The 26,129-nt window shown below is 69.5% G+C and carries 28 protein-coding genes; 14 read left to right on the plus strand and 14 right to left on the minus strand.

Annotation, left to right across the window (positions count from 1 at the left end):
• Nucleotides 1-75 precede the first annotated feature (75 nt).
• Nucleotides 76-2,430 carry an ATP/GTP-binding protein gene (locus tag ABZT04_RS00435; RefSeq protein WP_356051185.1) on the minus strand — a complete coding sequence of 785 codons (2,355 nt, stop codon included), beginning with the start codon at nucleotides 2,428-2,430 and terminating at the stop codon, nucleotides 76-78.
• Nucleotides 2,431-2,607: 177 nt separating this feature from the next.
• Between ABZT04_RS00435 and ABZT04_RS00440 the strand changes: the two genes are divergently transcribed.
• Nucleotides 2,608-2,754, plus strand: a complete 147-nt coding sequence (locus ABZT04_RS00440; RefSeq protein ID WP_356051187.1) for a hypothetical protein — start codon at nucleotides 2,608-2,610, stop codon at nucleotides 2,752-2,754.
• 179 nt (nucleotides 2,755-2,933) lie between these two features.
• A complete protein-coding gene (locus ABZT04_RS00445) occupies nucleotides 2,934-4,064 on the plus strand; it encodes an NADH:flavin oxidoreductase (protein WP_356051189.1) in 1,131 nt (376 codons plus the stop codon).
• Nucleotides 4,065-4,139: 75 nt separating this feature from the next.
• Here ABZT04_RS00445 and ABZT04_RS00450 read toward each other — a convergent pair whose 3' ends face one another.
• Nucleotides 4,140-4,385: a hypothetical protein gene (locus ABZT04_RS00450; protein WP_356051191.1), complete on the minus strand. Its 246-nt coding sequence runs from the start codon at nucleotides 4,383-4,385 to the stop codon at nucleotides 4,140-4,142.
• A gap of 48 nt (nucleotides 4,386-4,433) precedes the next feature.
• Between ABZT04_RS00450 and ABZT04_RS00455 the strand changes: the two genes are divergently transcribed.
• On the plus strand, nucleotides 4,434-5,051 hold the full coding sequence (locus ABZT04_RS00455) for a GNAT family N-acetyltransferase (protein ID WP_356052102.1): 618 nt from the start codon (nucleotides 4,434-4,436) through the stop codon (nucleotides 5,049-5,051).
• Nucleotides 5,052-5,099: 48 nt separating this feature from the next.
• On the plus strand, nucleotides 5,100-5,996 hold the full coding sequence (locus ABZT04_RS00460; protein ID WP_356051194.1) for a metallophosphoesterase: 897 nt from the start codon (nucleotides 5,100-5,102) through the stop codon (nucleotides 5,994-5,996).
• A gap of 18 nt (nucleotides 5,997-6,014) precedes the next feature.
• Here ABZT04_RS00460 and ABZT04_RS00465 read toward each other — a convergent pair whose 3' ends face one another.
• The 5 genes from ABZT04_RS00465 to ABZT04_RS00485 all read right to left on the minus strand — a co-directional run bounded on the left by ABZT04_RS00465 (nucleotide 6,015) and on the right by ABZT04_RS00485 (nucleotide 10,153).
• Nucleotides 6,015-6,584, minus strand: coding sequence for a hypothetical protein (locus ABZT04_RS00465; RefSeq protein WP_355906008.1), 570 nt, complete (start codon nucleotides 6,582-6,584; stop codon nucleotides 6,015-6,017).
• A 23-nt stretch (nucleotides 6,585-6,607) separates the two neighbouring features.
• Nucleotides 6,608-6,859, minus strand: coding sequence for a type II toxin-antitoxin system RelE/ParE family toxin (locus ABZT04_RS00470; RefSeq protein ID WP_356051196.1), 252 nt, complete (start codon nucleotides 6,857-6,859; stop codon nucleotides 6,608-6,610).
• The gene (locus tag ABZT04_RS00475) at nucleotides 6,856-7,131 is read right to left on the minus strand and encodes a type II toxin-antitoxin system Phd/YefM family antitoxin (RefSeq protein WP_356051198.1); all 276 of its coding nucleotides are present in this window, start codon (nucleotides 7,129-7,131) and stop codon (nucleotides 6,856-6,858) included. Before ABZT04_RS00475 ends, ABZT04_RS00470 begins: the two co-directional genes overlap by 4 nt.
• A 38-nt stretch (nucleotides 7,132-7,169) precedes the next feature.
• On the minus strand, nucleotides 7,170-7,991 hold the full coding sequence (locus ABZT04_RS00480) for a hypothetical protein (RefSeq protein ID WP_356051200.1): 822 nt from the start codon (nucleotides 7,989-7,991) through the stop codon (nucleotides 7,170-7,172).
• A gap of 278 nt (nucleotides 7,992-8,269) precedes the next feature.
• Complete coding sequence (locus tag ABZT04_RS00485; protein ID WP_356051202.1) at nucleotides 8,270-10,153, minus strand: hypothetical protein; 1,884 nt, start codon at nucleotides 10,151-10,153, stop codon at nucleotides 8,270-8,272.
• Between the two features lie 86 nt (nucleotides 10,154-10,239).
• On the opposite strand from ABZT04_RS00485, the gene ABZT04_RS00490 reads away from it, so the two are divergent.
• Nucleotides 10,240-10,707 carry a MarR family transcriptional regulator gene (locus ABZT04_RS00490; RefSeq protein ID WP_356051204.1) on the plus strand — a complete coding sequence of 156 codons (468 nt, stop codon included), beginning with the start codon at nucleotides 10,240-10,242 and terminating at the stop codon, nucleotides 10,705-10,707.
• A 17-nt stretch (nucleotides 10,708-10,724) separates the two neighbouring features.
• On the opposite strand, the gene ABZT04_RS00495 is transcribed toward ABZT04_RS00490, so the two are convergent.
• On the minus strand, nucleotides 10,725-11,651 hold the full coding sequence (locus ABZT04_RS00495) for a LysR family transcriptional regulator (protein WP_356051206.1): 927 nt from the start codon (nucleotides 11,649-11,651) through the stop codon (nucleotides 10,725-10,727).
• A 70-nt stretch (nucleotides 11,652-11,721) separates the two neighbouring features.
• Here ABZT04_RS00495 and ABZT04_RS00500 point away from each other — a divergent pair, with 70 nt between their 5' ends.
• Nucleotides 11,722-12,723, plus strand: a complete 1,002-nt coding sequence (locus tag ABZT04_RS00500) for an NAD-dependent epimerase/dehydratase family protein (protein WP_356051208.1) — start codon at nucleotides 11,722-11,724, stop codon at nucleotides 12,721-12,723.
• A gap of 18 nt (nucleotides 12,724-12,741) precedes the next feature.
• Here ABZT04_RS00500 and ABZT04_RS00505 read toward each other — a convergent pair whose 3' ends face one another.
• Together ABZT04_RS00505 and ABZT04_RS00510 are read right to left on the minus strand one after the other, a co-directional pair.
• A complete protein-coding gene (locus ABZT04_RS00505; RefSeq protein ID WP_356051210.1) occupies nucleotides 12,742-12,948 on the minus strand; it encodes a DUF397 domain-containing protein in 207 nt (68 codons plus the stop codon).
• Entirely contained in the window at nucleotides 12,932-13,771 is an 840-nt protein-coding gene (locus ABZT04_RS00510) for a helix-turn-helix transcriptional regulator (protein ID WP_356051212.1), read from the minus strand. Before ABZT04_RS00510 ends, ABZT04_RS00505 begins: the two co-directional genes overlap by 17 nt.
• 111 nt (nucleotides 13,772-13,882) lie before the next feature.
• Between ABZT04_RS00510 and ABZT04_RS00515 the strand changes: the two genes are divergently transcribed.
• The 6 genes from ABZT04_RS00515 (at nucleotide 13,883) to ABZT04_RS00540 (ending at nucleotide 17,344) form a co-directional block, all read left to right on the plus strand.
• A complete protein-coding gene (locus tag ABZT04_RS00515; protein ID WP_356051214.1) occupies nucleotides 13,883-14,332 on the plus strand; it encodes a hypothetical protein in 450 nt (149 codons plus the stop codon).
• Nucleotides 14,313-14,519, plus strand: a complete 207-nt coding sequence (locus ABZT04_RS00520; protein ID WP_356051216.1) for a type II toxin-antitoxin system VapB family antitoxin — start codon at nucleotides 14,313-14,315, stop codon at nucleotides 14,517-14,519. The genes ABZT04_RS00515 and ABZT04_RS00520 overlap by 20 nt, the downstream gene beginning before the upstream one ends.
• On the plus strand, nucleotides 14,510-14,932 hold the full coding sequence (locus ABZT04_RS00525) for a PIN domain nuclease (protein WP_356051218.1): 423 nt from the start codon (nucleotides 14,510-14,512) through the stop codon (nucleotides 14,930-14,932). The genes ABZT04_RS00520 and ABZT04_RS00525 overlap by 10 nt, the downstream gene beginning before the upstream one ends.
• 13 nt (nucleotides 14,933-14,945) lie before the next feature.
• Entirely contained in the window at nucleotides 14,946-15,497 is a 552-nt protein-coding gene (locus ABZT04_RS00530) for an SAM-dependent methyltransferase (RefSeq protein ID WP_356051220.1), read from the plus strand.
• Between the two features lie 97 nt (nucleotides 15,498-15,594).
• The gene (locus ABZT04_RS00535; RefSeq protein ID WP_356051223.1) at nucleotides 15,595-16,335 is read left to right on the plus strand and encodes an SDR family oxidoreductase; all 741 of its coding nucleotides are present in this window, start codon (nucleotides 15,595-15,597) and stop codon (nucleotides 16,333-16,335) included.
• Between the two features lie 46 nt (nucleotides 16,336-16,381).
• Nucleotides 16,382-17,344, plus strand: coding sequence for an RNA polymerase subunit sigma-70 (locus ABZT04_RS00540; RefSeq protein ID WP_356051225.1), 963 nt, complete (start codon nucleotides 16,382-16,384; stop codon nucleotides 17,342-17,344).
• Here ABZT04_RS00540 and ABZT04_RS00545 read toward each other — a convergent pair.
• The 3 genes from ABZT04_RS00545 to ABZT04_RS00555 form a co-directional block, all read right to left on the minus strand.
• Entirely contained in the window at nucleotides 17,322-18,716 is a 1,395-nt protein-coding gene (locus tag ABZT04_RS00545) for a PTS transporter subunit EIIC (RefSeq protein WP_356051227.1), read from the minus strand. The genes ABZT04_RS00540 and ABZT04_RS00545 overlap by 23 nt on opposite strands.
• A 16-nt stretch (nucleotides 18,717-18,732) precedes the next feature.
• Nucleotides 18,733-19,668, minus strand: coding sequence for an N-acetylmuramic acid 6-phosphate etherase (gene murQ / locus ABZT04_RS00550; protein ID WP_356051229.1), 936 nt, complete (start codon nucleotides 19,666-19,668; stop codon nucleotides 18,733-18,735).
• 101 nt (nucleotides 19,669-19,769) lie between these two features.
• Complete coding sequence (locus ABZT04_RS00555; protein WP_356051231.1) at nucleotides 19,770-20,681, minus strand: MurR/RpiR family transcriptional regulator; 912 nt, start codon at nucleotides 20,679-20,681, stop codon at nucleotides 19,770-19,772.
• A 55-nt stretch (nucleotides 20,682-20,736) separates the two neighbouring features.
• Between ABZT04_RS00555 and ABZT04_RS00560 the strand changes: the two genes are divergently transcribed.
• Together ABZT04_RS00560 and ABZT04_RS00565 are read left to right on the plus strand one after the other, a co-directional pair.
• Nucleotides 20,737-21,102, plus strand: coding sequence for a hypothetical protein (locus tag ABZT04_RS00560; RefSeq protein WP_356051233.1), 366 nt, complete (start codon nucleotides 20,737-20,739; stop codon nucleotides 21,100-21,102).
• Nucleotides 21,099-21,383, plus strand: coding sequence for a DUF4031 domain-containing protein (locus tag ABZT04_RS00565; RefSeq protein ID WP_356051235.1), 285 nt, complete (start codon nucleotides 21,099-21,101; stop codon nucleotides 21,381-21,383). Before ABZT04_RS00560 ends, ABZT04_RS00565 begins: the two co-directional genes overlap by 4 nt.
• Here ABZT04_RS00565 and ABZT04_RS00570 read toward each other — a convergent pair.
• Nucleotides 21,295-26,124 (minus strand): caspase family protein, encoded by a 4,830-nt coding sequence (locus ABZT04_RS00570; RefSeq protein WP_356051237.1) that lies wholly within the window; start codon nucleotides 26,122-26,124, stop codon nucleotides 21,295-21,297. The two genes, ABZT04_RS00565 and ABZT04_RS00570, sit on opposite strands and share 89 nt — an antisense overlap.
• Nucleotides 26,125-26,129: the final 5 nt, after the last annotated feature.

Here is a 26,129-nt window from a genome sequence, read left to right on the forward strand (position 1 = left end):
CGGTTGATCAACGTCCTTACGGAGGGCGGCACTTCCTGCTCCGGCAGGGGGTGCCGCCCTTCGGCGTGTCCGAAGCTAGTGCGCGGACTGGGCCGGGGTCGGGTCCACCGGCACGCCGAGCGGGAACACCGGGGGCAACGGGACGCCTTTGCGTTCGTAGCGCGTGCGTTCCTTCTTCAGCTCGTCCCGGAACCTTCTGCCGTGCACGGACTCGGCCCTGGAGTTCAGGTACTCGGCAGGCCGGAATCTGTCCGTCACTTCGAACGCGCAGGCCATGGCAGCCAGATCGGTCGTGGACCGTGCACCCACCAGGTGGTGCAGGAGATGTCGCGTCACGGACCAGGACAGTGGTTTCAACGGGTTGTCGAGGCTCTCCAGGTCGACGATCAGCCGAGTGACGTCCTGTACCGACCACTCCTCGCCCAAGGTCTCCGCCACGGCGACGAGTTGTCCGCTCAAGGACGCCGAATCCAGAGCCAGCAGCAGGCGTGCCGCGACGGACGTGGAAGCCGCCCGGGCCCGTTCGCAGAGAGAGACCCGTTCCACGTAGGGCGACCGGGCAGCGGCGAGTGCGCTCAGGAACTCTCCCAGGTGCCGGACGTTCTGATCGCTCAAGGTGTACAGGAAGACCGCCTCGGCGTGTACGGGCAGCTCTCGCCGTGCAAGGCAGGTCAGGAGTGTGGCGCTGCCCCTGGGCGGGCTGTTTCTGGCCGCGGTGCGGATGAGCGTCTGCGCACCAGGGGCCCGTTCGTCGAGCACACCGATCAGCGTGCGAACCTCTGCGGCGGCTCTGGACCGTACGGTGAGAATCAGCAGTTCCGCGGCGTACTGGTGGCGTCCGGCGCTGTAGAGGTTGGTGATCAGCGCGGCGATCTCGTGCCCGGAGCGGGTCTGTGCGGCGCGGAGGAGGAGCGACCAGGTGTCGTGATGGCGGCGTTCCTGCAGCAGCACGTAGACGAGCGCGAGCAGATGCCGCACCCCGCGCCGTTGCATGTTGTCGTAGACCTTCTCGGCGTCTCTGTCCAGCCCGACGCCTTTCAAGGAGTCGACGAAGCGCACGACGTCCGATGCCGATCGCTGGGCCACAGCCGCCAGTTGTAAGGCCTTGGCGAGCCGGGGCAGGCCGTTCTCGCGCAACGCGAGACTCAGCGCGGCCAGGTCGGGAACCTCGCGCCGGGCCGCCGCGGTGCTCAGCGCGGCCATGAGCGCGCTGTCGAGCGCTCCGCCGACCAGGGATCGCGTCAGGGACACCAGGTCGTCCACCGGCCGTACCGCGGCAACCGCCCCCAGCAGGCTCGTGGCGTGTTCGGTCAGTCCGTCGCGATGCAGTGCGAGCGCGAAGGCGGACACGTCGTCGGCTCGGTGAAATTCAACCGATGCCTGCAGCAGGGTCAGGACGTAGTCCTCGAAACCCTCATGGAACAGGCTCCGGGTCAGCGCGCTGGTGTCCGCGACCGAGCGCACCATCACCATGGCCGGTAACGCGGCCTGCGCATGCGCGTCGAATCCCGCTTGCCGAAGTGCGGCCAGCAGGCCGGCCACCTCTTCGATGGTGCGCGACTGACTCGCCGACCGCACCAGTTCACCGGCCGTGGCCTGCCGGGTGCGTAGCTCCAGGTCGCCCACGACCCGCACCAGTTCGGGTACCGAGGCAGAGCGGTCCGCTTCCTCCAACATGACCATGAGTGAAGGGGGTTCGATTCGATCCGCCCCCTCGCGATCCAGCGCGTGGGCGGCCTCCAACTCGGCCTCCAGCAGGTGGCAGCGCTCCTCGGCTTCGATCAACTCCGTCCGCGCGCGAGCCAGTTCCTGCTGAAGTCCGGCCACCTCGTCCTGCAGATCGCTGCATACGTTCCCGAGCCGCCGGTACTCGCCCCGCCATACTTCGAGTTCGGCCCGGTGGGCGGGCCGCTGTTCCTCCAGCCGTACCTCGAAGTTCTGACAGCGCGCCTGTGCTCGCGCCAGCCACCCTTCCCGGTCCTGGAGGGTCTCCTCCAGCGCGCGCTGCCGGGTCTTTATCCGCCGGGACTCGGCATCGGCCTCCTCCAGCCTGTCCTGGAGGACCTGTACCTCGCTGCGGCGCCGATTGGTCTGCTGGGCGGCCCGATGCAGTTCTCGCAGTGCCTGTTCGACCTCTGCGGTCAGCGGGGCCCGGGCCTCCTCCCGGACGTCCGCGATGACGCCCGCGACGAAATCCCACGGCGGTACCCGCTCACCGCTCAGATACCGGGTCACCGAGCTGGCATCCAGGTGTCGGCGTGCGGCATAGCGCCGGACACCGACACCCAACAGCAGGAAGACGCGGCGCAGATCCTCTGCGAAGGCCCGCTTCTCCTGGGACAACCCGTCCTTGAGACGGGCCAGTCGCACACACTGCGCTGGGTTGTCTCCCGTCGGCTCGCCGTCGGCGGGAACCTGTGCGTTGAGCATCCCGTCAGTATCGCGCCGTCCCAACTGACGTCGGGCGAAACAGCGTTGCCGTTTCGGATGGCAACACGGCCGGTTGCTGCCACCTTGAAACGGCAACGCCGAAACGGCCTTCGACGGTCCCACCTCCGACACGATGACGCCGGGGCGCACGCCCGGACCCTGATCAGGAGGACGCTCATGACCATTTCCGACGAGGCCAAGACTTCGCGGCCCGCACCTCGGGCCTTCTGGCGCCGACTCGTCCGCCAGGCCGCTTACGGTGCCGCCGGGTCGGTCGGGTCGGGACTCGCCGGCTGGTTGTTGCGGTGGCTGCTCGGTGGCTGACCTCCGTGGATGGCCGGTGATCCCGGCAGGGGCGCCGTGTCCGGGATCACAGGGTCTGGGGCCGGCCGGCAGGAATGAGGGGCTTGGCCGGAGGGTTGTCGTTGACGGATAGTCGATGCATACGCACATACCACCCGGTACCCAGTACCTGGTACCCGGCATTTCGAGGAGCCCCACACGTGTCTACGACCGCCCCCGCCTCCCGAGCGGCCGAAGTCCTTGCCCGCCCGATCACCCTCAACGGCCTGACCGTCCCGAACCGGATCGTGATGGCGCCGATGACCCGGGAGTTCTCCCCGGGCGGCATCCCCGGTGACGACGTGGTGTCGTACTACTCCCGTCGTGCCGCCGCGGGCGTGGGCCTGATCGTCACCGAGGGGACCTACGTCGGTCACGAGTCGGCCGGGCAGAGCGACCGCGTGCCGCGCTTCCACGGTACGGAGCAGCTCGCGGGCTGGGCGAGGGTCGCCGAGGCCGTACACGCGGCGGGCGGCACGATCGTGCCGCAGCTCTGGCACATCGGCATGGTCCGCAAGCAGGGCCAGCCGCCCTTCGCCGAGGCACCCGCGGTCGGCCCGTCCGGGCTGCGCATCGGCAGCGACGAGGTCACCGGTACGGCCATGACCCAGCGGGACCTGGACGACGTCATCGGCGCCTTCGCCGAGGCCGCGGCCGCCGCCGAGCGCATCGGCTTCGACGGGGTCGAGCTGCACGGCGCGCACGGCTACCTCCTCGACCAGTTCCTGTACGAGGGCACCAACCGCCGTACGGACGCCTACGGCGGTGACCCGGTCGCCCGTACCAGGTTCGCGGCGGAGATCGTGGCGGCGGTCCGCGAGACGGTCTCGCCGGAGTTCCCGGTCATCTTCCGCTTCTCGCAGTGGAAGCAGGATGTCTACGGCGCCCGTCTCGCCGAGACCCCGGAGGAGCTGGAGGCGATCCTCACTCCGCTCGCCGCGGCCGGCGTCGACGTCTTCCACGCCTCCACCCGCCGTTACTGGCTCCCCGAGTTCGCCGACACCGGCTCGGACCTCAACCTCGCCGGCTGGACCAAGAAGCTCACCGGCAAGCCGACCATCACCGTCGGCTCGGTCGGCCTCGACGGCGACTTCCTCAAGGGCTTCCGCGGCGAGGGCGCCCCGCTCAAGGGCATCGACGACCTCCTCGACAGCCTGGAGCGCGACGAGTTCGACCTGGTCGCCGTGGGCCGGGCCCTCCTCCAGGACCCGGAGTGGGCGGCGAAGGTCCTCGCGGGGCGGGTGGGGGAGCTGGCGCCGTACGACGCGGCGGCGCTGCGCTCGCTGAGCTGAGGTGTTGGTGCGGGTCGGTGGGGCGCGGCCCTGGGGGCTCCGTCCCCAGGCCCCCACCGGCCTCCGGCCTCGTCCTCAACCGCCGGACGGGCCGGAAGCGGTGCTCTCTCGTGCTCGAAGCGCCTCGCGGTGTCGGAGCATGAGCAGGAGTGCTACGGCCGCCAGGAGCGCGGCCGCGCGCAGGCAGCCGATCGAGAGGTCGTGCTGTTGAGCACTGTCCGTCAGCTTCCCCCAGACCGCGCCCACGAGCAGAAGCGCGGTCGCGAGGACCGCCAGTACGGACGCGGCCTTTCCGGCGCCCGTGGAGAACAGCCGTCTCATCGGTGATTCCCTTCGTCTCGTCCGACCGGCATACCGTGGGGCCTCGTGATGACGACTCCCGCCGGTCCCGCCCGCATCGCCACCCCCGCCGATCTCGACGCCATTGTCTCCACCTTCACCAGCGCCTTCCTCCACGACCCCGTCTGGGGCTCCGTGTTCCCGGACGAGCGGCGGCGCGCCGAGCAGGCGGCCGTGATGTGGCGGGTCTACGCGGCCTCCGCGCTGCGCTACCCCTGGACGCTGGTGACGCCTGGCGTGGAGGCCGCGGCGATCTTCATTCCGGCGGGCGGGGTCGAGCTGACCGAGGAGGAGGCGGCCGGGCTGGAGGGGCGGCTGGCCGCGGTCACGGATGCCGGGACGGCTCGGGCGATCATGGGGGTGGGGGAGCAGTTCGAGGCGGTGCACCCCGCCGAACCCTTCTTCTACCTGACCATCCTGGGCACGCACGCCGACCACCGGGGCAAGGGGCTGGGCATGGCGCTGGTGCGGGAGGGGCTTGCCCGGATCGACGCGATCGGGGCATCCGGGTGTCCCGTCTATCTGGAGTGCACCAACCCGGCCAACAACAAGCGCTACGAGAGCGTCGGTTTCGTCGCCCGGGACGAGATCGTCACCGCCGGTGGCCAGGTCGTGACGACGATGTGGCGGCCGGCCGCCGCCCGTTGAGCCTCGCCCACTGTCGGTCGTACCCAACTCGGGCTAGCGTGCCGGTGCATGAGGATCCTCCACCTGTCCGACACCCACCTGGAGCGCTTCGACGCCCCCAACCGGAACGGCGTCAACGCGACCGACTCCCTGCGGCTGATGCTCGCCGAGCTGCGGCACCAGCGCGGTGTGGACGCGATCGTCGTCACCGGGGACCTCGCCAACGACGGGGCGGTGGAGGCGTACCAGGCGCTGCGGGAGCTGATGGGCGGGTTCGCGCGGTCGATGGGTACGGGGAGTGGGGTACCGGTCTTCTACACCACCGGGAACCACGACGAACGCGAGGCGTTCGGGAAGGTGTTGGGGAGCGGGCACCTCGCGGCTGACGGTACGGACGGTGTCGTATCCGCCCTGTTTCCGGCGGAGTTCGGGTGCGCTGCCGTGAGCGTGGTCGACGGGTACCGGTTCATCACGCTCGACTCGCTCGTGCCGGGGAAGGTGCACGGGCTGCTGAGCGGGGCCCAACTGGACTGGCTGAAGGAGGAGTTGCGGACACCGTCCGAGCACGGGACCGTTCTCGCCTTCCACCACCCGCCGGTCACGCTCGACGTGCCGTCCCAGCGGGCCTTCGGGCTGCGGAACCCCGGGGAGCTGGCCGACGCGATCCGGGGCAGTGACGTACGGGTCATCCTCACCGGCCACTTCCACCTCCAGCTCTTCGGCTTCCTGGAGGCCACGCCGGTGTGGGTCACACCCGGTGTCGTCAACCGCATCGACCTGACCACCGCGTACGGCACGGAGCGGGCGGTGCGCGGGGCCTCGGCGTCGCTGGTGGAGCTGGGTGGGGAGACCGGGCCGATGTTCCACACCTTCCACGCGCGGGATCCGCGGGCGCACGAGACGGTGTACCAGTTGGACGCGGAGGAGACGCGGTCGATGATCCAACGGCACGCGCCGAAAGAGTAGTTGGCCGTACTGAACCGACTACAGGTTCCCCAGGGGCTCGATGTCGACGTGCACGGGCGTGCCCCAGACCCGTAGCACCTCGTAGTCCGTGAACTCGTGGACGAGGCGGTACGCCATCGCGGGGCGGGAGCCGCGGCGCTGGGCGTTGAGGTACAGCTCGGCCTCGTGGCGGTCGCGGCGCGGGGTGCCGCAGAGCTGCCACGCCTGGCCGTTCCAGGCCTCCGGCAGCCAGCGCTGCTGCGGCTGCGGGCGGTCCTCGCGCACGCCGTAGCGGGACGGCGTGGTCTCGGCGCCCCGGGTGTACGGGTCCGGCCCGTTGAACTCGGAGCGGCGGGCCGCGCGGCGCCGGGTCTCGCAGAGCAGGCAGAGGTCGGGGGCGTCGGTGTCGACCGGCCCGTTCGGATGCTCCAGGCAGCGGGTGGTCGGCGCGGCACCGCTGACGCTGTCGTCCAGCAGGTCGAGGGCGCGCTTGAGGTCGGCCTTGACCTCGTGGAGTTTCCCGTCGGGGGTGTCGGACGTCAGCGCGTCACCGTGCTCCCCGAGGAGACGGAGGGCGCGGCCTAGGGCGGTCTGCTGGGCGTGGTTCATGGTCCTGCGGAGCTCCTTTCCTGTCAGTTGCTGCGGCCGACTTTGACCACGAATACGGTCAAGGTGTCGCCGTCGGGTCGGTACAGCACGCGCCAACTTCCCACGTGCAGCCGGTAGTAGCCGGACCCGCCCAGAGGGCGGGCCGTCTCTGGGCCGGGGTCTTCGGCGAGCGCGCGGACCGCGGATGCAGCCGCCTTGGCACCAACGGGATCGATGGCACGGAGCCGCCTGAACTCGTTCATGGCGTGGTGCTCCCAGACCACTGTGTATGTCACGAAGCGGCAGCCCGGCGGTCTTCGGCCTCAAGCTGGGCCATGAACTCGTCGTGGGACATCGACGGACCGGACGGCGCGGCCTCACGTGCCCGTGCTTCAGCGATGTCCGCCTCGTCGCGGAGACGCTGCAACTCTTCGAGTTCGCTTATCGGGATGAGCGCGGCCGCAGGCTTGCCGTACTCGGTGATCAGGATGTGTTCCTGGCCGTGCCGAACCCTGCCGACCAGTTGGCCGAGCTGATTGCGGGCTTCCACGAGCGGATACGTCTCCATGCAAAAACTGTACACACCTGCGAGTACGTACGGTCGGCTCATGCGCGGCTCCCCTCCCGCCGGGCTGCCATCGCGGCGCGGATCTCGGCGGCACGGCTGTGGACGCCCGAGGAGGACGGGGGCGAGGCGCCCTTGTGGGGACCGGTCTCACCCCGGCACGCGCCGCAGACACCCCCAGGCAGTGCCTCCGGCCGTCCCGGTACGCCGCACTTCGCGCACTCCAGGATGCGGAGGGGTGGGCGGGCCGGAGGCGCGGGTGTCGGTTCCGGGGGGAGTTTGGTGGTGAGGCGTCTGCGGATCAGGGCCGCCGGGTGGTGGACCGGGCTGGGCAGGCCGGCGGTCAGGGTCCGTACGACGGTCTCGTCCGTGACTCCCCGCGCGAACCACTCCGCCAGCAGCGGGGAGAGTTCCGCGCATTCGGCGGCGGAGAGTGACAGCACGGGGGCGGTACGGCCGAGGGCGGCGAGCAGGATGTGGGCCCGGGAACGGGTCGGCGGCCGTGCCTCCTGTTGTACGTCCGGCACGTCGCCGCGCGTGAACGCGGCCCACCAGTCGTCGCCCCGCGCCGTCCGCGAGAACCACGTTCGGGTGATCCACCGGGATCCCTTGGCGTCGGCCAGATGTTCGCGGCCCCGGCGCAAGTGCCCTGCCTTTTGCAGGTGGTTGAGGGCGGTGCGGAGGGCGCACTGTCCGTATGGCAGCGTCTTGGCCAGCGTTTTTACGGACATGTCGGCGCCGTCCGGGAGCCGGTCGACGTACGCGGCGATGGCGGCTTCGCGGGGCGGGAGGTGGGCGAAGTCGTGGGTGGTGCGGGGGCGTTGGTCCGGCGCGGAGCGTTTGCCGTACCCCGGGTTGGCCATGGGAGGCGGGGACGACGGATGCGCGGACACGGGGACAGCACTAAGATTGGCGTCAGCCACGGGATCGACTCGCATTCGATCGTGTTGGTTAAGCCCCCGCAGGTGTTGCTAGCACCTGACGGGGGCTGTTTGTTGTCCGCACGCTAGACGATGGTGACTGTGCGTCGCAACCTGAACGCTTCAGGTCAACTCGCGGGGAGGGTGGGCGGGTTGAGACCCTCCACCCATTCCTTGAAAAGGAGGCTCGCGGCTCGGAGCTTGAGCCTCCGTCAGGATGTTCAGGGAGTCGTCACGTTCCAGCGCTGGGCCGGGTAGTCCTCGCAGGGGGCGACGGCGACGTTGCCGTTGTCGGCGTCGGGAGACTGCAGGCACAGGTGGTTCGCCTCGTTGCGGAACCGAAGGCTCCCGTCCTTGTACATCTCGACCAGCCAGCGCTGACCGGCACCGCCGGCAGGGGAGGGCGGGCGAGGGTACGGGGGGTCGCAGAGCTGGAACATGGCGTCCGTACTCGTGCCGGCGTTGACGTCCCGGACGCCCAGGCAGACGTCGCTTGTGCGCCAGGGCCGGAGCCGGACCACGTTGTCCGCCGGGTCGACCTGCTGGATGTTCCAGCCGAAGTCCCGCGCCTCGTAGCGCAGCCAGTAGATCCAGTTCCACCTGGACGGCCGGGGATAGGACCTCAGCGTGACGTTGGCGGGAGTGTTGGTGAACAGCCGCGCTCCGGCGAAGAGGGACTGGAGGCGCACGTTCTGGTTGGTGGTCAGCCAGCTTGAGGCGGCGGGCATGGGTTCGTCCCACCACCGCTGGGCGGCGTCGTCGGTGCACGGTGCCGCGGTCACCGATGTGTCGCCCGGGGTCAGGCAGAGTTCGGGGAAGGCCACGTTGCGCCAGACCTGCGCTCCGCCGCTGTCCACGTAGGGCCCCAGGAACTCCTTGGGATGGCTGACCGACCACTGCGCGCTCGGGTCGTCACAACTGCCGGCGACGACCGGAGAGGACGCGTCCCGGCGGACGGCCGAGCCGATCCCCACGCAGAGTCTCGTGCGGGGGTTGCGCAGACGGTGGTCGAGTGAGGCGGTGGTGTAGTTCTCGAAGTTCTGGGTGGAGTTGTAGGTGGGCTCCGCGGTCACGAGTGAACCGTTGGCGTTCTCCTGGAGCAGTTGGCCGGTCGTTGTGGCCAGCACCATGGTGCTGTTCCGCGCCCGGGTCGGCGGCTGGGCCGGCGGCGGTGTCCGGGCGAAGACCACGGGGATGTGGTCGGCTCCGAGGCCCCCCGGACGGGTCGCGGTGAACCCCGCGGGCAGGCCGTGCGTGACCGCGTAGTCCAGCTCGGTGTTGACGCTCCCCATGTGCGTCGGCTGATTGGTGCGGAGCAGCGTTTCGTCGGCGCGCAGATGCAGTGACCGGTCGCGTGCCTCCTGGTCGGTGCTGTTGAGGATGTTCAGGTTGAAGTCGCCGACCAGGACCCAGTTCTGGCCGTCGGAGTTGTTGCGTACCTGGTCGAGCAGTGCGGGTACGTCCTCGCCGCGGCCGTGCACGTTCCAGTACCAGGTGGTGCCGAACCGCAGACCGAGCAGGGGGCGCTCCCGGTAACGGTTGTTCGGGGCGTTCGGGTTCGGGTCATAGAGCGGGTTCTCCAGCACGCGGATGTTGTTGCGCTGCACCCGGGAGTCGGTGACCATCGCCAGGTTGATCTGGCCCCCGTCCCACGAGTCGTCGCCGGTGTCGTCGGCTCGTTGCGGATCGGTCTGGAGGTAGTACACGTAGCGGGTGCCGCCGGCCCAGCTCGCCGGCATGATCGTCTCCGTGACGGACCCGGGAAGGCCGTTCGGTCGGGGCGGGTTGAGCCGGATCGGCCGCGACGTGCGGAGCCCCGCCCCGGCGGGCGGCCCGCTACCGACCTCCTGGAGTGCCAACAGCGGGTTGTTCTGAGCCAGATCGCCGATCTCCGACGTCCAGCGCAGGCCGTTGTCGGAGCCTTGCATGTTGTACGTGGCGAATCTTGAAGTGCCGTCGTCGTTCACGGCGTGTGCGGTGGCGGCGGTCAGCGCCAGGTTCGTGACCAGTCCCGCGAGTACGGCCAGGACGGCGGCCACGGAGGCGATCCGCTGCCGTAACAGGCCCCATGTCGTCCGTATCGGCGGCTTGTTGAGTGTCGTCAACGTACTGTCCTCACCGTTGGTTAACACGTGAACCGGAACGTAGGGGGAGCTGGTTCACATGTCAACCACAGGATAGGATTCCGGCCATGACGGACGCGCGATGGCTTGACGACAGAGAGCAGCGGGCCTGGCGCAGCCTGCGGTCGATGCACGACGACGTGATGGTGTTCATCGAACGGCGACTCCGCGCTCGGAGCGGGCTTTCTTACGCCGACTACCGGGTCCTGGCCCTCCTCTCGCAAGAGCCCGACTCCCGGCTGAGGTCGTTCGAACTCGGCAGACGGCTGCGCTGGGAGAAGAGCCGCCTGTCCCAGCACCTCGGCCGGATGGAGACCCGCGGCCTGGTGCGACGCGAGCGGTGTGCGGACGACCTGCGAGGTGCGGTCGTCGTCCTCACTCCCCAGGGCCTCGACGTGATCAAAGCCGCGGCTCCCTCACATGTGGCCGACGTACGCGAGGCGTTCATCGACCACCTCACCGAAGCGGAGCTGGAGACGCTCATCTCCATCGGCGACAAAGTGCGTGAACGCCTGGCGGCGTCGGAGTCAGGCTGAGTCTTCGTCGGCCGGTGTCATCTCGCCTTGGCGGCCTCGGCCGGCTGCGCCACCTCAAGTGCGGCGCGGACGAAGGCGGCCACCGCCTGGGATCGGCAGGTCTGGGGCCAGGCCGCCACGACGGTGCTGGGGCTGATGTCGGAGACAGGCACGTAGGCCAGGCCCAGATGGGCTGCGGAGTCGGCGTAGGAGGCGGGGAGGAAGGCCACGCCCTGGCCGTACACGACCGCGTCGAGCATCTGGTCCATGTTCTCCACCCGTGGGCCGGGTGGCGCGTGCACGGCGTGCGCGGTCCAGGTGTCGGTGGCCGCGTTGTAGGCGGTCTGTTCCGCCGTCGCGCCGGGCCAGTGCGGGACCGGTTCGCCGTCCAGGTCGATACGGCGCAGTCGCTCGCGCCGGGCCAGGGGGTGGTCGGCCGGTAGTACGGCCATGCGGGGTTCGGTGAGCAGGACTTCGCTGTCCAACTGGGCGTCGAGGAGCGGGTCGAGCAGGGGGCCGCGCAGCAGGGCGACGTCGGCGCGCCCGTCGAGCAGCATCGCGGTGGGCTCGCCCCAGCCGCCGATGGAGATCTCGGCGGGCGGCCAGGTGCCCTGGCTGTCGTAGCGGGCGGCGATGTCGCGCACCAGCGCCGGGGCACTGCCGGTCTTGACCGCGACCGCCAGCCGCGGACGCTCTGTGCCGGCCCGTGCGGCCCGGCGGCCGGCGGCGGCCACCGCGGCGATGGCCGGGCGCGCCTGTTCGAGCAGCACCCGGCCGGCGTCGGTGAGGGTCAGGGGGCGTGCGTCCCGGTCGAGCAGCCGTACGCCGAGTTTGGTCTCCATGCCCTGAACCGCGCGGGACAGGGGCGGCTGGGCGATGCCGAGCCGGTCGGCGGCGCGGGTGAAGTTCAGCTCCTCCGCGACCGCGACGAAATAGCGCAGTTCCCGCAGGTCCAGGTCTTCCATACCCTCAGGGTATTCCTTCGGACCGGGTGGGTCTTTCCCTTCCCGGGTGGTGCCGGGGTCCACTGGCCGTATGAGCGAGAACAAGATCAGCCTGGTGACCGGGGCGACCGGTCACGTGGGTTTCACCCTGGTGCAGCACCTGCTCGCGCAGGGCGAGACGGTCCGGGCCGGGGCCCGGGACACCGGCGCCCGCGCCGACCGGCTGCGCGCGCTGGACGTCGAACTGGTGCGGGCCGAACTGATGGACCGCGCCTCGCTGGTGGCGGCCATGCAGGGCGTCGACATCGTCTACTCGGTCGCCGCCGCTTTCCGCGTCTGGGCCAAAGACCCCGAGAACGAGATCGTGCGCGTCAACCTCGACGGAACGCGCCACCTCGTCGAGGCGGCCATCGAAGCAGGCGTCCGCAAGATCGTCTACGTCAGTTCGATGACCACGGTCGACGCCAGTGTGCGACCGTTCAGTGCCGACACCTGGAACCCGCTGAACATCAACCCCTACGAATACTCCAAGACCCAGGCCGAGAAACTGGCCCGGCAACTGGTCGCCGGCACTGACATCGAGTTCTTCTCGGTACTGCCGTCGGCGATCACCGGTCCCGGGTTCTCCACCCCCACCGGGAGCGTGGAGCTGTTCACCACGATCCTGGCCGGGAAGTTCACCGTCGACCCCGGCCTCCACCTGCTGCTGATCGACGCCCGCGACGTGGCGAAAGCCTGCTATCTGGCGGCCACCCGTGGCCGCGACAAGGGCCGCTACCTGCTCAGCAACACCACGCCCGTCTCCACCACCGAGATGGTCAAGACCGCCCAGCAGATGTACCCCGAGCTGGGCCTGAAGACCCCGCGGGTCCTCTCCCCGGCCGTCCTCAAACCGATGGCCCGGATCGCCACCTGGGTCTCCAAGCTGACCCGCCGCCCGCCCATGATGCGCCCGGAGATCATCCAGATCTACGCGGGAGCCTCACACCTGCGCGCCGACACCGCCTCCACCACCCGCGACCTCGGCCTGCGGCCCATCAGCAACGAACAGACCGTCCGCGACAGCTTCCGCTGGGCCAAGGACCACTTCTGACCCTCCGGTCCAGGCGCCTCAGTCCGCCTTCAACTGCCCGACGAACGCGGACCATGACTCGGCCCGGAACACGAGCTTCGGGCCGAGGGGGTTCTTGGAGTCGCGGACGGGGATGAGGGCGGGGTTGCCTTCGGCTACTTCGAGGCAGTTGTCGCCGCCCCCGCCGCTGTAGCTGGACTTGTGCCAGGTGGCCGTGCTCAGGTCGTAGTCAGGAAAGTTCCTCATGAGCGTAATCCTGCGCCAACGTCTCGATCAGGGCCAGGGACTTCTCTGGAGAGAGTGCGGAGGCTGCGAGGAGTTCGAAGGCCAGTCGCAGTTGGGTGACCGTGGCCGGGTCGTCCTCCAGCCGTCCGGTGTGAACCCCCTCCAAATAGACGAGGGGAGGCGCGTCGTCGAACTCCATCAGTTTCATTGAGCCCTTCATCGCAGCGTGTGCTCCCTCGCTGAAGGGCAGCACCTGCGTGATGACCCGCCCCCGGCAGCCCAGTTCCACGATGTGGTGCAGGACTTCAGCCATCGCCGCCCGACCGCCGGTCTCCCGGCGTAGCGCCGCCTCGTCAAGTACGGTCCACAACAGCGGCTTTGTTGGGTGATCGAGCAGACGGGTCCTGGCGATCCGGCCGTCCACCCACTCGTCGATCGTTTCCTCGGGCGCCGTCGGGTCGTAAGCGCGGTTCACCGCTCGTGCGTACTCCGGTGTCTGGAGCAGGCCGGGGATCAGCATCGGTGCGTACTCGCGGATCGCCGTAGCCCTCGCCTCGGCCTCTGCCGCCTCGGCGAAGTGCTCCGGATACCGGGACTTCGCCGCCGCCACACAGTTCCGCTCGAAGAAGTCCCCCGTCCCCAACTCCCTGTCCAACATCCGCGCATACTCCGGCGCCATCCGCCGAGTCCCCGCCTCCAACTGCCCGATGAACGACCCGCTCACGAACAACCTCAGCCCCAACTCGTCCTGGCTGAGGCCGGCCTTCTCGCGGGCATGACGCAACTCGGCGCCCAGCAGGGCACGCGGAGACGACGACGGGTCGAGGTCCTTCTGTCCTGCCACGGCAACTCCCTGTCCGACACCTGATGTTGTTGGGACGCCCGGTCTGGCCAGGTTAAAGGCGTAACCACCACGCTGTGTCGCGAATCACGAACTCTGTGTGGAGGTGAAGGAATGCTGCGGTCGACGGAAGAGGTCGTCGCCTCGCTCCGGGAGGCGCTCACGGGGGTGGGCATCGTCCTGCCGTCCCTGTGTGTGGACCCGGTGACAGGTGCGAGCGAGGAACGATTCGCCCTCGTCGTCCTCGGGCGGTGCAACGTCCGTACCGCCGAGAAGCTCGCGTCCGTGCTGCGCGGGGAACGGCCGCCGGTCGGGGCGCATGTCGTGGACGTACGGGACGGGCGGGTCGGGGAGGTGATGGGGCATGTGGGCGGGCTGGTGCAGTTGCGGCCCGTCGCCGGCGGCCGGGAGTGGGACTGCCCACCGGAGTCGACCGGGCCGGCCGCGCAGGAGGAGGTGCTGCGGGCGAGGGTGCGGGAGAGGAATCGCGAAGGGGAGAGTTGGGGCATACTGATTCGTAAGGATCGTATGCCTGGAGGTAGCGATGTCACGCACCATGATTGACCTTGATGATGCACTCCTTGCCGAGGCGGCCGAGATACTGGGCACGACGACGAAGCGAGCCACCATCAACGGCGCTCTGGCCGAGTTTGTGGCCGCGGCGAAGCGGCGCCGGTTCATGGAGATGTTGGACGAGGGCCTCTTCGACGACCTCGCCGATCCGGAAGTGATGGCGGGAGCATGGCGCTAGCGAAGTACCTGGTCGACAAAAGCGTCTGGGCCCGGGCCAGACACCCTGCCGTCCGGGCTGTCCTCGGGCCGCTGGTCGAAGGAGGGCTCGTGGCCACCTGTGCGGTCGTCGACCTGGAGATCCTTTACAGCGCGCGGAACGCCGAGAGCCATGCGGCGGGACGCTCGGTCCGTCGAGGGTTCGAGTGGCTTCCGCTCACGGACGAGATCGGCACGCGCGCCGTCGAGATCCAGGCCCTGTTGGCGGAGCGAGGGCATCACAGGGCTGCCTCGGTACCGGATCTGCTGATCGCTGCCACGGCCGAGCGCCACAAGGTCACGGTGCTTCACTACGACGCCGACTTCGACACCATTGCCGCCGTGACGGGCCAGCCCACGGAGTGGGTGGTTCAACGGGGGGAGGCCGACGGCTGACGGTGGCGGTCTGGTGCAGTGGCGGGCATGCCCGCGCTCACCCCCCCGACTCCTCCGCGCCCTCCAGGACTTCAACTCCGCCCACCCCTGGAGCCACAACGCCTGCTACCACCCTGGCTGCTACGGCAGTTGCCGCCCGGGTTCGGTGCCCGGTGTCCCAGCCGCCTTCGCCGTCGCCGGTGCCCCGACCGGACTCCCCACCGGCCCCTACGACGTCATCACCTGCGTCGCCGCCCTCCATCACCTGCCGTTCGCGGAGGCGCTCACCCGCTTCCGCGACCAACTCGCCCCCGGTGGAACCCTCGTGGTCGTCGGCTGCGCCCGCGAGGTGGACACCGTCGACCGTCTGCTCGGCGTCCTCTCCATCCCCCTGAACCTGGCCATCGGCTGGCTGAAGAACAGGGGCCGTAGGGCCGCCGCGCGTCCGGTGTCGATGACCGCCGTCACCCGGTCCCCGGAGATGACCTTCGCCGAGATCCGCCGCGAGGCCGACCGCCTGCTGCCGGGGGCCCGGCTGCGGAGGCGGCTGTTCTGGCGGTACACACTGGTGTGGCGGCGGGTGTGACCCACATCACTCTTCTCGATTCGGTCGCGACGACGGGTTTTCGTCCTGCGGCTGGTCTTGATGCGGACCGAACCCGACCACCCCTGGGGAGTGTCCGATGTCCGAACCCTTTCAGACCGCCGTTGTCACCGGTGCCGGCCGTGGCTTCGGGCGCGCTGTCGCGGCCGCGCTCGTGGCCGCGGGCACCGATGTCGTCGGTATCGCCCGCGACGAACCGGAGCTGCGCGCCGTAGGAGATGAACTCGGCGCCCGCTTCACGCCCCTCGCCGCCGATGCCACCGACGAGGCGCTTGCGCAGGACGTGATCCGAACTCGCCGTCCCAGCCTGCTCGTTCTCAACGCCGGGGTCGCCGCGCACATGGCGCCCGTGCACGAGCAGACCTGGGAGACCTTCAGCCGTAACTGGGAGGTCGACACCCGGCATGTCTTCACGTGGGTGCGGGCCGCGCTGCGGGAGCCCCTGGCGCCGGGCAGCGTGGTCCTCGCGATGTCCAGCGGAGCCGTCCTGGTCGGCTCTCCGCTCAGCGGCGGATACGCCAGCGCCAAGGCCGCCATCCGCTATCTGCGCGGGTACGCGGCCGAGGAGTCGGAGCGGGCCGGCCTCGGCATCCGGTTCCACGCCTTGCTTCCGACGCTGACCCCGTTCGGCGGCGTGGGCGCGGTCGGGGTCGCGGGCTACGCCGCCCGCCAGGGCGTCGACCGGGACACCTTCGTCAAGGCCCTTGAGCCGGTCCTCACCCCGGAACAGGTCGCCAAGGCCGTCATGGACATCGCCCAGGACCCCGGTGCCGGTCCGGAGTACCAGGTCGACGGCGCGGGATCGCGTCCGGTCGACTGAGCCGCCGCCTACCGTGGACCGCACCGCCTCCCGGGGAGAAGCCACGATGCCGCAGGACGCCGAATTCGCCGCCCTGGCCGAGCAGTTCCGGCCGGAGCTGATCGCGCACTGCTACCGGATGCTCGGCTCGATCCATGACGCCGAGGACCTGGTGCAGGAGACCTATCTGCGGGCATGGCGCGCGTTCGACCGGTTCGAGGGCCGCTCCTCGCTGCGGCGGTGGCTCTACAAGATCGCCACCAGGGCCTGCCTGACGGCGCTGGAAACCCGCTCCCGGCGGCCGCTTCCGTCGGGACTGGGCGCGCCTTCGGACGATCACCGGGTGGCGATGGCTCCCCGCGAGCCGTCGGTGGCGTGGCTCCAGCCGGTGCCCGACGCGCTGGTCGGCGCCGACGACCCGGCGGCGATCGCGGTCAGGAGGACGGGAGTGCGGCTCGCCTTCATCGCCGCACTCCAGTTCCTGTCCGCCCGGCAGCGGGCCGTGCTGACCTTGCGCGACGTGCTGGCGTTCCGGACCGCCGAGGTGGCCGAGATGCTGGACACGACGACCGCGGCCGTCGACAGCGCGCTGCGACGGGCCCGGGCCCGCCTGGCGGAGGCCGGACCGGTCGAGGACGACCAGGCCGAGCCGCACGAGGAGACCGTGCGCACCCTCCTCGACGACTACGTCGACGCGTTCACCCGGGCCGACCTCGAAGCGCTGGTCGGCCTGTTGCGGGCCGACGTCGAGATGGAGATGCCACCGATCCCGACCTGGTTCACCGGCCGGCCGGCGGTCGCCGGATTCCTGGCCGCCCGGGTACTCCGCCGCGACCTGTGGCGGCTGGCGCCCACCCACGCCAACGGCCAGCCCGCCTTCGTCGTCTACCAGCACACCGGCAAGGGCCGCTACGAGGCGTACGGCGTCCAGGTCCTGACCCTGATCGGCACCCGCATCGCCCGCATCACGGCGTTCAACGACCCGAACCTGGTACCGACGTTCGGCTTCACGCCCGCGCTCGCGACCTGAACCGTCCGCCCGCGCCTCCCGTGAGCCCGAAGGCGTACGTCGCCACGAACCCCACCACGTACCCCGTCAACAGCCCGCCCCCATAGATCGCCGCCGCCATCCCCAACCCCCTGTTCCCCGCCAGCAACGGAAACAGCGCCCACCCGGACGGCCCGATCGCCGTCGCCCCCACCTTGTCGCCCAGCATCGCGAAGAAGCCGACGAAGGCCCCGCCCGCCGCCCCGCCCGCGCAGGCGGTGAGGAAGGGGCGGCCGAGGGGGAGCGAGACGCCGTAGATGAGAGGTTCGCCGACGCCCAACAACCCTGCCGGGAGCGCCGACTTGATCGTCGTACGGATCGACGTGTCGTGGCGCAGGCGGACGTAGACCGCTGCCGCCGCGCCGACCTGGCCCGCGCCCGCCATCGCGAGGAGGGGGAGGAGGACGGTGTAGCCCTGTTGCTCGATGAGGGTGGTGTGGATGGGGATCAGGGCCTGGTGGAGGCCCAGCATCACCAGGGGGAGGAACAGGCCGCCGAGGATCAGGCCCGCGAAGGCGCTGGTGGTGGAGAGGAGCCAGTTTGCCGCCGTGCCGATCGCCGTGGAGATCTCGCCGGCCGCGTACATGAGGCCGTAGAGCGTCGCCAGGCCGGAGATGAGGACCGTGAGGGTGGGGGTGAGGAGGACGTCGAGGGTTGCCGGGACCCAAGTGCGGCACCATCTCTCGACGCAGGTGCCGAGCAACGCGGCGGCCAGCGCGCCCAGTACTCCGCCCTGGCCGGGGGAGAGTGCTACCCCGAACGCCGTCACCTTCGCCACTCCCGGGTAGACCACGACCGCCGCCACCGCTCCGCCGAGCACCGGCGTTCCGCCGAACTCCTTCGCCGTGTTGAAACCGACGAAGACCGCGATGAGGGCGAGGAACGCGGAGGCGATCGCGGACAGGGCGGGGGTCACTCCGGGCAGCCAACTCATGTTGATCAGCAGCCCGTTGAGGCCCGCCAGGACTCCGCAGCCGATCAGGGCGGGGATGAGGGGGACGAAGATGTTCGCCACCCGGCGCAGGAGGAGTTTGGCGGGAGTTGCGTTGCGGGTGCGCTGCTGGTGCCGCAACTCTTCTCCGCGCGCGGCCAGTTCGGCCGCGCCGCCGGTCAACTTCTCGAATTCCCGGGTTACTCGGACGACCACCCCCGGCCCCAGCACCACCTGATACGACGTGTCGTCGGCCACCACCCCGAGCACGCCCGGCACCGCCCGCAACGCCGTCTCGTCCACCAGGGAACGGTCGGTGAGGCCGAGACGGAGGCGGGTCATGCAGTGGGCGACGGAGGTGACGTTCGCGGGGCCGCCGACCAGGGGGAGGAGCGCGGCGGCGGTTTCGTACGAAGTGTTCACCCACCGATCGTGCTGGTCAGTCGGCCGCCGCCGTCAGTGCCGCGCGCAGTCGGCCGCCGGACTCCTCCAGAAGGCGGGCGGCCGTCGGGCCGTCGACCCCGGCGAGCACCACCAGGATCGCGTTCTTCACCTCGCCGTCGGTCGCCGCGAGCGCCCGCTCGATCTCCGCGTCGTCCGCGCCGGTGGCGAGCGCGACGATACGGCGGGAGCGGGCGCGCAGCTTCTCGTTCGAGGCGCGTACGTCGACCATCAGGTTCCCGTACGTCTTGCCCAGCCGGATCATCGTGATCGTGGAGAGCATGTTGAGGACGAGCTTCTGGGCCGTGCCCGCCTTCAACCTCGTTGATCCGGTGAGGAGTTCGGGGCCCACGACGACCTCGATGCCGTGCTCGGCGGCCGCCGCGAGCGCGCTGTGCTCGTTGCAGGACAGGCCGATGGTGAGGGCGCCGAGTGCGCGCGCGTGCTCGACGGCGGCGATCGCGTACGGGGTGCGTCCGGAGGCGGAGACGCCGACCACCGTGTCGTCGGCGGTCACGGCGAGGGTGTCGAGATCCGTCCGCGCCAGCTCCCGGGAGTCCTCGGCGCCCTCGACCGACGTCACCATGGCCGCGGGGCCGCCCGCGATCAGGCCGACCACCTGCGAGGGGTCCGTGTTGAAGGTCGGCGGGCACTCGGAGGCGTCCAGCACACCGAGCCGTCCGGCCGTACCGGCGCCCGTGTAGATCAGCCGGCCACCCCGTCCCATCCGCTCGGCCACCGCGTCGATCGCGGCGGAGATCTCGGGGAGCCGCCGGGCGACGGCGGCGGCGACGGTGGCGTCCTCGGCGTTCATGAGGCGGGCGATGGAGAGGGTGGGGAGTTGGTCGATCTCGGCGAGTTCGGGGCGGAAGGCCTCGGTGGTGAGTGTCTCCAACTCGGTGCGGAGATCACGGGGGTTGGACGTGGAGGTCATGGTTCGGCGGCTCTTTCACGTGTGCGGTGTGAGGTCGTGCTCGTCTTGGCCGATGACGGGATCTGGCGACAGGGACTGGTGAAAGGGGCTGGCGACAGGGCCTAGCGGCGGTGCCGGTGCGCCAGCGCCTCGTACGACGCCGACAGCGCGGGCGCCGCCTGCTCGTACGTCCGCTGCGCCACGCCTATGAACAGGCAGTCCACGACCAGCAGTTGACTCGTCCGGGACGACATCGCCGCCGGCCGCAGCTCGCTCTCCCGGGCGGTGGACGTGGTGAGGATGTGATCGGCGTACTGCGTCACCGCGCCGTCCGGCCGCCCGGTGATCGCCACGGTCGTAGCCCCGTGTTCGAAGGCGACCCGCAGCGGCTCTATGACATCGCCGGTGGACCCGGAGTGGGTGATCGCGATCGCCACGTCCCCGGCCCTGAGCTGCACGGCGTTGGTGACGGCGAGGTGCGGATCGCTGTGGGCATGGGCCATGAGACCTATCCGGAGCAGCTTCTGGACCAGGTCCTGGGCGACGAGCCCGGACGCCCCCACCCCGTACACGTCGATGCGGCGGGCCGCGGCGAGCGCGGTGACGGCCGCGCCGAGCTGCACGGTGTCGAGTCCGGCGGCCGTGTCGGCGAGGGTCTGCTGCTCGTCGTAGGCGAGTTTCGCGACGACGTCGGCGATCGGGTCGTCGACCGCGATGTCGGTGGTGAGGGCGGGCGCCCGCCCGGACTGCTGCTGCGCGGCGAGCCCGGCGAGGGCGAGGCGCAGGTCGCGGTAGCCGGGGTAGCCGAGGATGCGGGCGGTGCGCACGACCGTGGCCTCGCTGGTGCCGGTGAGCTCGGCGAGGCCGGTGACGGTGAGCGCCGCGCAGCCGGCCGGGTCGGCGGCGACGGTCTCGGCGACGCGCTGCATGGAGCGGGTCATGGAGGGGCCGAGGGTGCGCACCTTGGCGGCGAGCGCGGCGGGTGGCGTACTCGCGGAGGCGCTTCCGAAGATTTCCTTCACCTGCTGGGTCACCCTTGAAAGATATTTTCAGCTCGGTGGTCGGGTCAAGAGTGCGCACAATGGGTGCATGGAACCCACCGGCGACCCCGTCACCCCCCTGGAGCAGGCCCTGCACGCGGCACGTGCTCTCGTGCTCGCCGATCTGGTCGCGGGCGAGGTCGCGCAGGCGGATGTCGTCTCCCTGGTCGAGGAGTCCGTTGTGCACCGGCGCTGGTGGGTGCAGCAGTGGCCGGAGGGCGTGGACTACGTCGCCGGTCTGGTCGCCCAGGACGTACAGGACGCCCTGTTGGAGCGGTACGGCCGGTGGCCCCTGTGCCCCGTGTGCGACTCCGGCGACCCGCACGCCCTGGAGGTCGAGCCGGAACTGGGACCAGACCCGCACTGGGTGTGCCACAAGGCGGGCGTGAAGGTCGCCTCGCTGGGGTCCCTGTGACCGTCTACATCGACCCGCCCACCTGGCCGGGGCACGGCCGCCTGTGGTCGCACCTCGTCAGCGATGTCTCGTATGACGAACTCCACCTGTTCGCCCGGGAGTTGGGTGTACCCCGGCGCGCCTTCGAGCGCGATCACTACGACATCCCGTCGCATCGTTATGCGGACGCGGTGGCCGCCGGGGCGGTGGAGGTCAGGAGCCGGGAGGTGGTGCGGCTGCTGACGGTGTCGGGGTTGCGGCGGCCGAAGGGGCGGGCTGCTCCGTCTGCGGGGCGGGAGTGAACCAGGTTTCGGCTTCGTGATGGATGCCAAGCCCAGTGGCCTTGAGCGCCACCTCGCGAAGAGACATCCCGGTTTCCAGCGCCACGGTCGTCAAAGTGACCAGGGAGACCCTTGACGTGGCGAAGACGACGGGTGGTGGGAGGTCGGCCGGTGAGTGGAGAGCGGTGAGCAGTACCTGTTCCAGACGGCGTTCCTCGGTCCACTCCTCCGTAACCGGTTCGACGGTGAAACCCAGGTCTGTGAGAGACGCCGTGAGGTCGTCGGTGTGTGGCCACTGGCCGGTGTGGAGGGCGATGGCTTGCAGGGCCACCAGGGATACGGGGCCGAAGTCCTCAGGTCGTGGGTGGTCCCCAAACACCAGGGCCTCGGTGTCCTGCTTCCGGAACCGGGAGAGGACGCCGACGACGAAGTCGAAGTGGTGTCCAAGGGAGGTGAGCCGTGCGGCTGCCTCTGCCAGAGAGACTTTGGCGCCGTGCGCCATGTGTACGACTCGTTGCAGGGAAACAGGCTGACGCAGACCCGTCGGCTCGGGGTCTGCGGCAAGGAAAGCGATGTCCTCTCGCGAGGGCAAGTGTTCGGCGTCAGGCACGTCGGGCACCGTGTATCCGAGCTCGTGCAGTCGTGCCGCAATGGTGTGGGCAGGAAGGCTGAGGCGTCGGGAGGTGGCGATCACATAATGGAGAGGTATCTCCTGATCCACTCGGATCTGCAGGTCGCGAGTGAGGAGGGACCGGTCGTCGTCAGTGAGTTTGGGCAGCTCTGAGGTGTCCGAAGGCATGAGGAAACCGAGCTGTCCCAGGAAGTCTGCGACGTAGCGCACTGTGCGACTCGTCGCATGGGCCACAGCTGTCAACTGGGCCGTGCAGATTCGTACTGCCGCGTCAGACGAGGGCTGCGTGTCGTAAGACGCCCACAGGTTTTTGATGACGTTCAGCTCCTCCTCGCTCCAGTGTGTTCGCACCGGATACTCGGCTGGGGCCTTGAACCCCAGGTCCGTCAGCCGCTCGGCGGCCTGTGCCGTGGAGCAGCTGGCCTGCATCGCGCTGACGCAGATCTGGGCGGCCGACAGTGTTGCGCCGGGTGCCAACCACTTCGACAGGTCGCCCAACGGTCGGAGCAAGGGCAGATCGGAGCACTGGGCGGTTGCGCAGCCCGAAAGGGGATCGGTGCGGTACCCCAGGCTGTTCAGACGCTCTGCGACCTCAGCGGGCGGCCGCTGCGCCCTGGAACTCAGCTCGAACACGTCCGCCGTGCCGACGGGTTGGGCCGGATCGCGCCAGGAGAACAGCATGCCGAGACTCTTCAGACCGCTGTTGACGAGTGCTTCCGAAGCTGGAGACATACCGATGAACCCGGATGCCTGAGGGCCCTTCAGCCAACGGCTAAGTGCGTAGCTCCAGTTCGGAAACCTTGGAAAACCGGTGGTCAGCAGTGTGAGGTCGGACGGGCGGGCGCAGAGAGCGTCCGCGGCGTCGGAGTCGGGGAAGGAGACCTGGCCACCGAGCCCGGCCCGGTACAGCGTGCGCAACCGCCAACGGAGCACGGGCAGGGGCAGCATGGAGATGAACGGAGCCGACCACTTCTGCTCGATCTCCGTGTAGTTGCCGGTGACCAGGGGCAGCAGATCGGCATCAGGCGGGAAGAATCCCACCTCACTGAAGGGCGCCGAGAAGCCGTCGTGGAGCTGCCAGGGAAGGTCGGCCAGGCGTGCGTGCTCGGCCACGCAGTCACTGAAGGCTACGGACCAACGGCTGGCGCCCTCCAGCCAGTCGGCGTTGAGCAGCTTGAGCCCGGGGAGCGTGAGGCTGGCGGCGGCAGCGGTCATACGCTCCGTCACGTGGTCGGTGTCGTAGCCGCGCAGGCTCTTGCGATCCACAGTCAGTTCGGGTGCCTGCTCACCGTGCAGGTTGAAGACGACCCCGTACAGGGGACGGTCATGTGCAAGTCGACCACTCTCCGCGAACAGGCCGTCCGCCAGAGTGACTCCATTGCCGTTGATCCACCACAGGTCGGGGTCTCCTGACGGGACGCAGTCCGTGCCGAAATTCTCGGCGAACCTTCTGTACGTTCTTGACCTCTCCAGAGAGCTGGGCGACAGCTCTCCCGGCGCCCAATGGTGTTCGCGAGCCCCGTGCTTGGCCACCGTCCGGTACGGCGCCATCCACAGAACCTTCTGCAGGGCGTCCACGCACGACACCGACCTCCGCTCCTGGCTGAGCAGCAGTTCGACGGTGGTTCCCACGTCGGCCTCCCGGCCGGGTCCCAGTTCGTCCACCCGAAAGAAGTTGCCCGGACCGGCGATGGCCACCTGCAGCAACGGGCCGGGCCGTCCCTCCCGGTCGAGCCGACAGGTGCGTACGACGATCTCGTCGGCGAGCATGAAGTAGCTCAACACACCGATCCCGAAGCGGGAGTTGGGGTGCAGCTCCAATTTCGGGCCCGGTAGTTCCGCCCAGGCCGCCTGTTCCTCGATGTACTCGGGCAGGTCGACGAAGCGCGCGCCGCCCTGGGAGAAGACGGTGCTGAGCTCCGTGATGCCCATGCCGATGCCGTTGTCCCTGCACCGGAGATAGGGGCGGCCGTCGGGGTGGACTCCCTGGACGAACTCGATGAAGCCGTCCAAAGGGTCGGCTTGGCGGCCCGTACGCCGCAAGTACTCGGTACGGCAGTTGCGGTAGCGGACGGCATCCAGCGCGTTCTGGTACAGCTCACGCACGGCCAGTTCGCTGTCGCCGTACAACTCCTCGCCCATCAGCAGCTCTTGGACGCGGTCCTCGGCCAGTTGGAAGCGAATGCCGTCGGAGAGCTGGTCGGGGGTGCTGCCGTCGAGCCGTACGCGGCTACCGTCCGCGTACGGCGGGAGCATGCTGAGAGGCGCGAGTACGGAGCTGTCACCGCAGTTGATGTCGCGCAGCAGCAGGTCGACACGTGCCGCGTGCTCGCGCAGTGCGACCTGGACCGCCGGGTGGGTGCACACGGCGTTGAGGGAGCGGCCGAGGCCGGAGACGCGCCAGTCGGAGCGTTGCACGGTGGTCCGCAACGCCTCCAGATCCACGCTGTCCCGGACACCTATGTGTTCGACGACGATCTCGGGCAGATCCACTGGGTCCACGGCCATGGCGTACGACGCCTTGAGCAGGGCGGCGACCAGGGGCGGACGTACCTCCTGCTCGTAGCCGCCGCTGGCGGCGATGATCTCGCGGTCTTCCTGTTGCGACCGGGATCCGTGCAGTAGCGGATCCATGGTGGATCGCCGCATGGTGAACGGGGCAGTACGGTGCTCGCGCAGCAAACGCATGAGGCGCTCGCCGGAGAGTGCATCGCTGACCCACCGCGGATGTTCCCCGTTCGAGGTCACATCTCCGAGGAGTGCCTTGAGCCGCTCGGCCGTGTACAACTCCGGCTGCTGGATCAGCCAGCGGTGGAAGAGCCACCACTGGATGTGCCGCGTCGAATCGTCGGCGACCTTCACATGGGTTGCGGTCTTCGACCCGTCGGCCGTCCTCTTGTGCTCAAGGGCAAGCATCCGGCGCTTGATCCGGGGGAATCCCTGGGCGAATTTGTGGAAGCGGGTCCGGTCGGGCCCCGCAGCGGTCGGATCTGGGGTGAGGGTAAGGACGCCGAGGCGCTGAGCGGCCTCCTGCGCCCAGAAGGCCTGGGTGATGAGGGGGAACAGGAGTGTGAGAGCGGCCTCTGTCGGGGACAACTGCACTCCGTCCGCCCGGCCAACCAGGAACCCCAGCCGCTCGTGCGCCCGTGCAGCCAACTCGCGGTCGTGCCAAGGGTCGTCGCCCAGAGTCGACGCGGCCTTCTCGTACGCCGTGGCCAATCGGCCCGCCAGCGCACCGCAGATCTGCTGGAGGATCTCCCGCGCAGGGCCTTCGGGGGTGTGATGCCACACGGGGTGTTTGCCTACACCGCGAACCCACGCGTGGATCTCGGCCCGTCTGTCGATGCCCGGGAGCCACGGGAAGTCCCCACCGCCGGCATCCGTCTCGCAGGTGACCTTGACCTGCTGCGGGGCGTTGGCCTTGCCGTAGGCGCGGTGGAACGCGTTGACCCGCTCCTGCACCTGTTGGGCGAAATCACGCAGACCCAGGGCGTGCGGGTCGTCGGTGATCACGTCGGACACGGCGCGCGAGAAGATGCTGAACGACTCGCCTTCCTGGGTCCCGACGTCCGAGCCAGGGCGCAGTACGTCCGACTCCCGTACGAACAGGGCGACTTGGGGCTTCGCGCAGGCGTGCACGTAGGCGACCTTGCGTCGCAGTGTGCCGATGATCTCCGGGGGACGCCATGGCCGGGTCCCCGGTACGGCCTTGCTGTCCAGCACCATGCCTTCACGGCAGGCATCGATCAGGAAGACGACGTGTTCCGCAGGGGATGCCTCGATTTCCTTGTGCCAGCCGATCTCGATGCAACTGTCGATGAACGGCCTGGCGTCGGACGTGGCGTCCTCCGGGACCAGGTAGTCCTTGCCCTCGAAGTGGATTCCGTGCCCGCTGAGCAGGATGAGCAGGGTGTCACCCCGACCGGCGTCGTGCAGGAACCGTTGCACAGGCCCCCGCACCGTGTTCTGTGTGATGCCGCGTCTGCTCTCCAAGATGTCGGCCTGCTGGAAACCGCGGCTGATCAGAACCTCGCGCAGTTTCTGCAAGTCGTCCCGGACGAAGGGCAGATGTCCGATGCTCGGGTCGTCGTACTCGCTGGCGCCGATGAGCAGTGCCTTGTGCTGTGGCATGGACG

Origin of the sequence: Streptomyces sp. NPDC005492 (genome assembly GCF_040605995.1) — a bacterium.
Classification (GTDB): domain Bacteria; phylum Actinomycetota; class Actinomycetes; order Streptomycetales; family Streptomycetaceae; genus Streptomyces.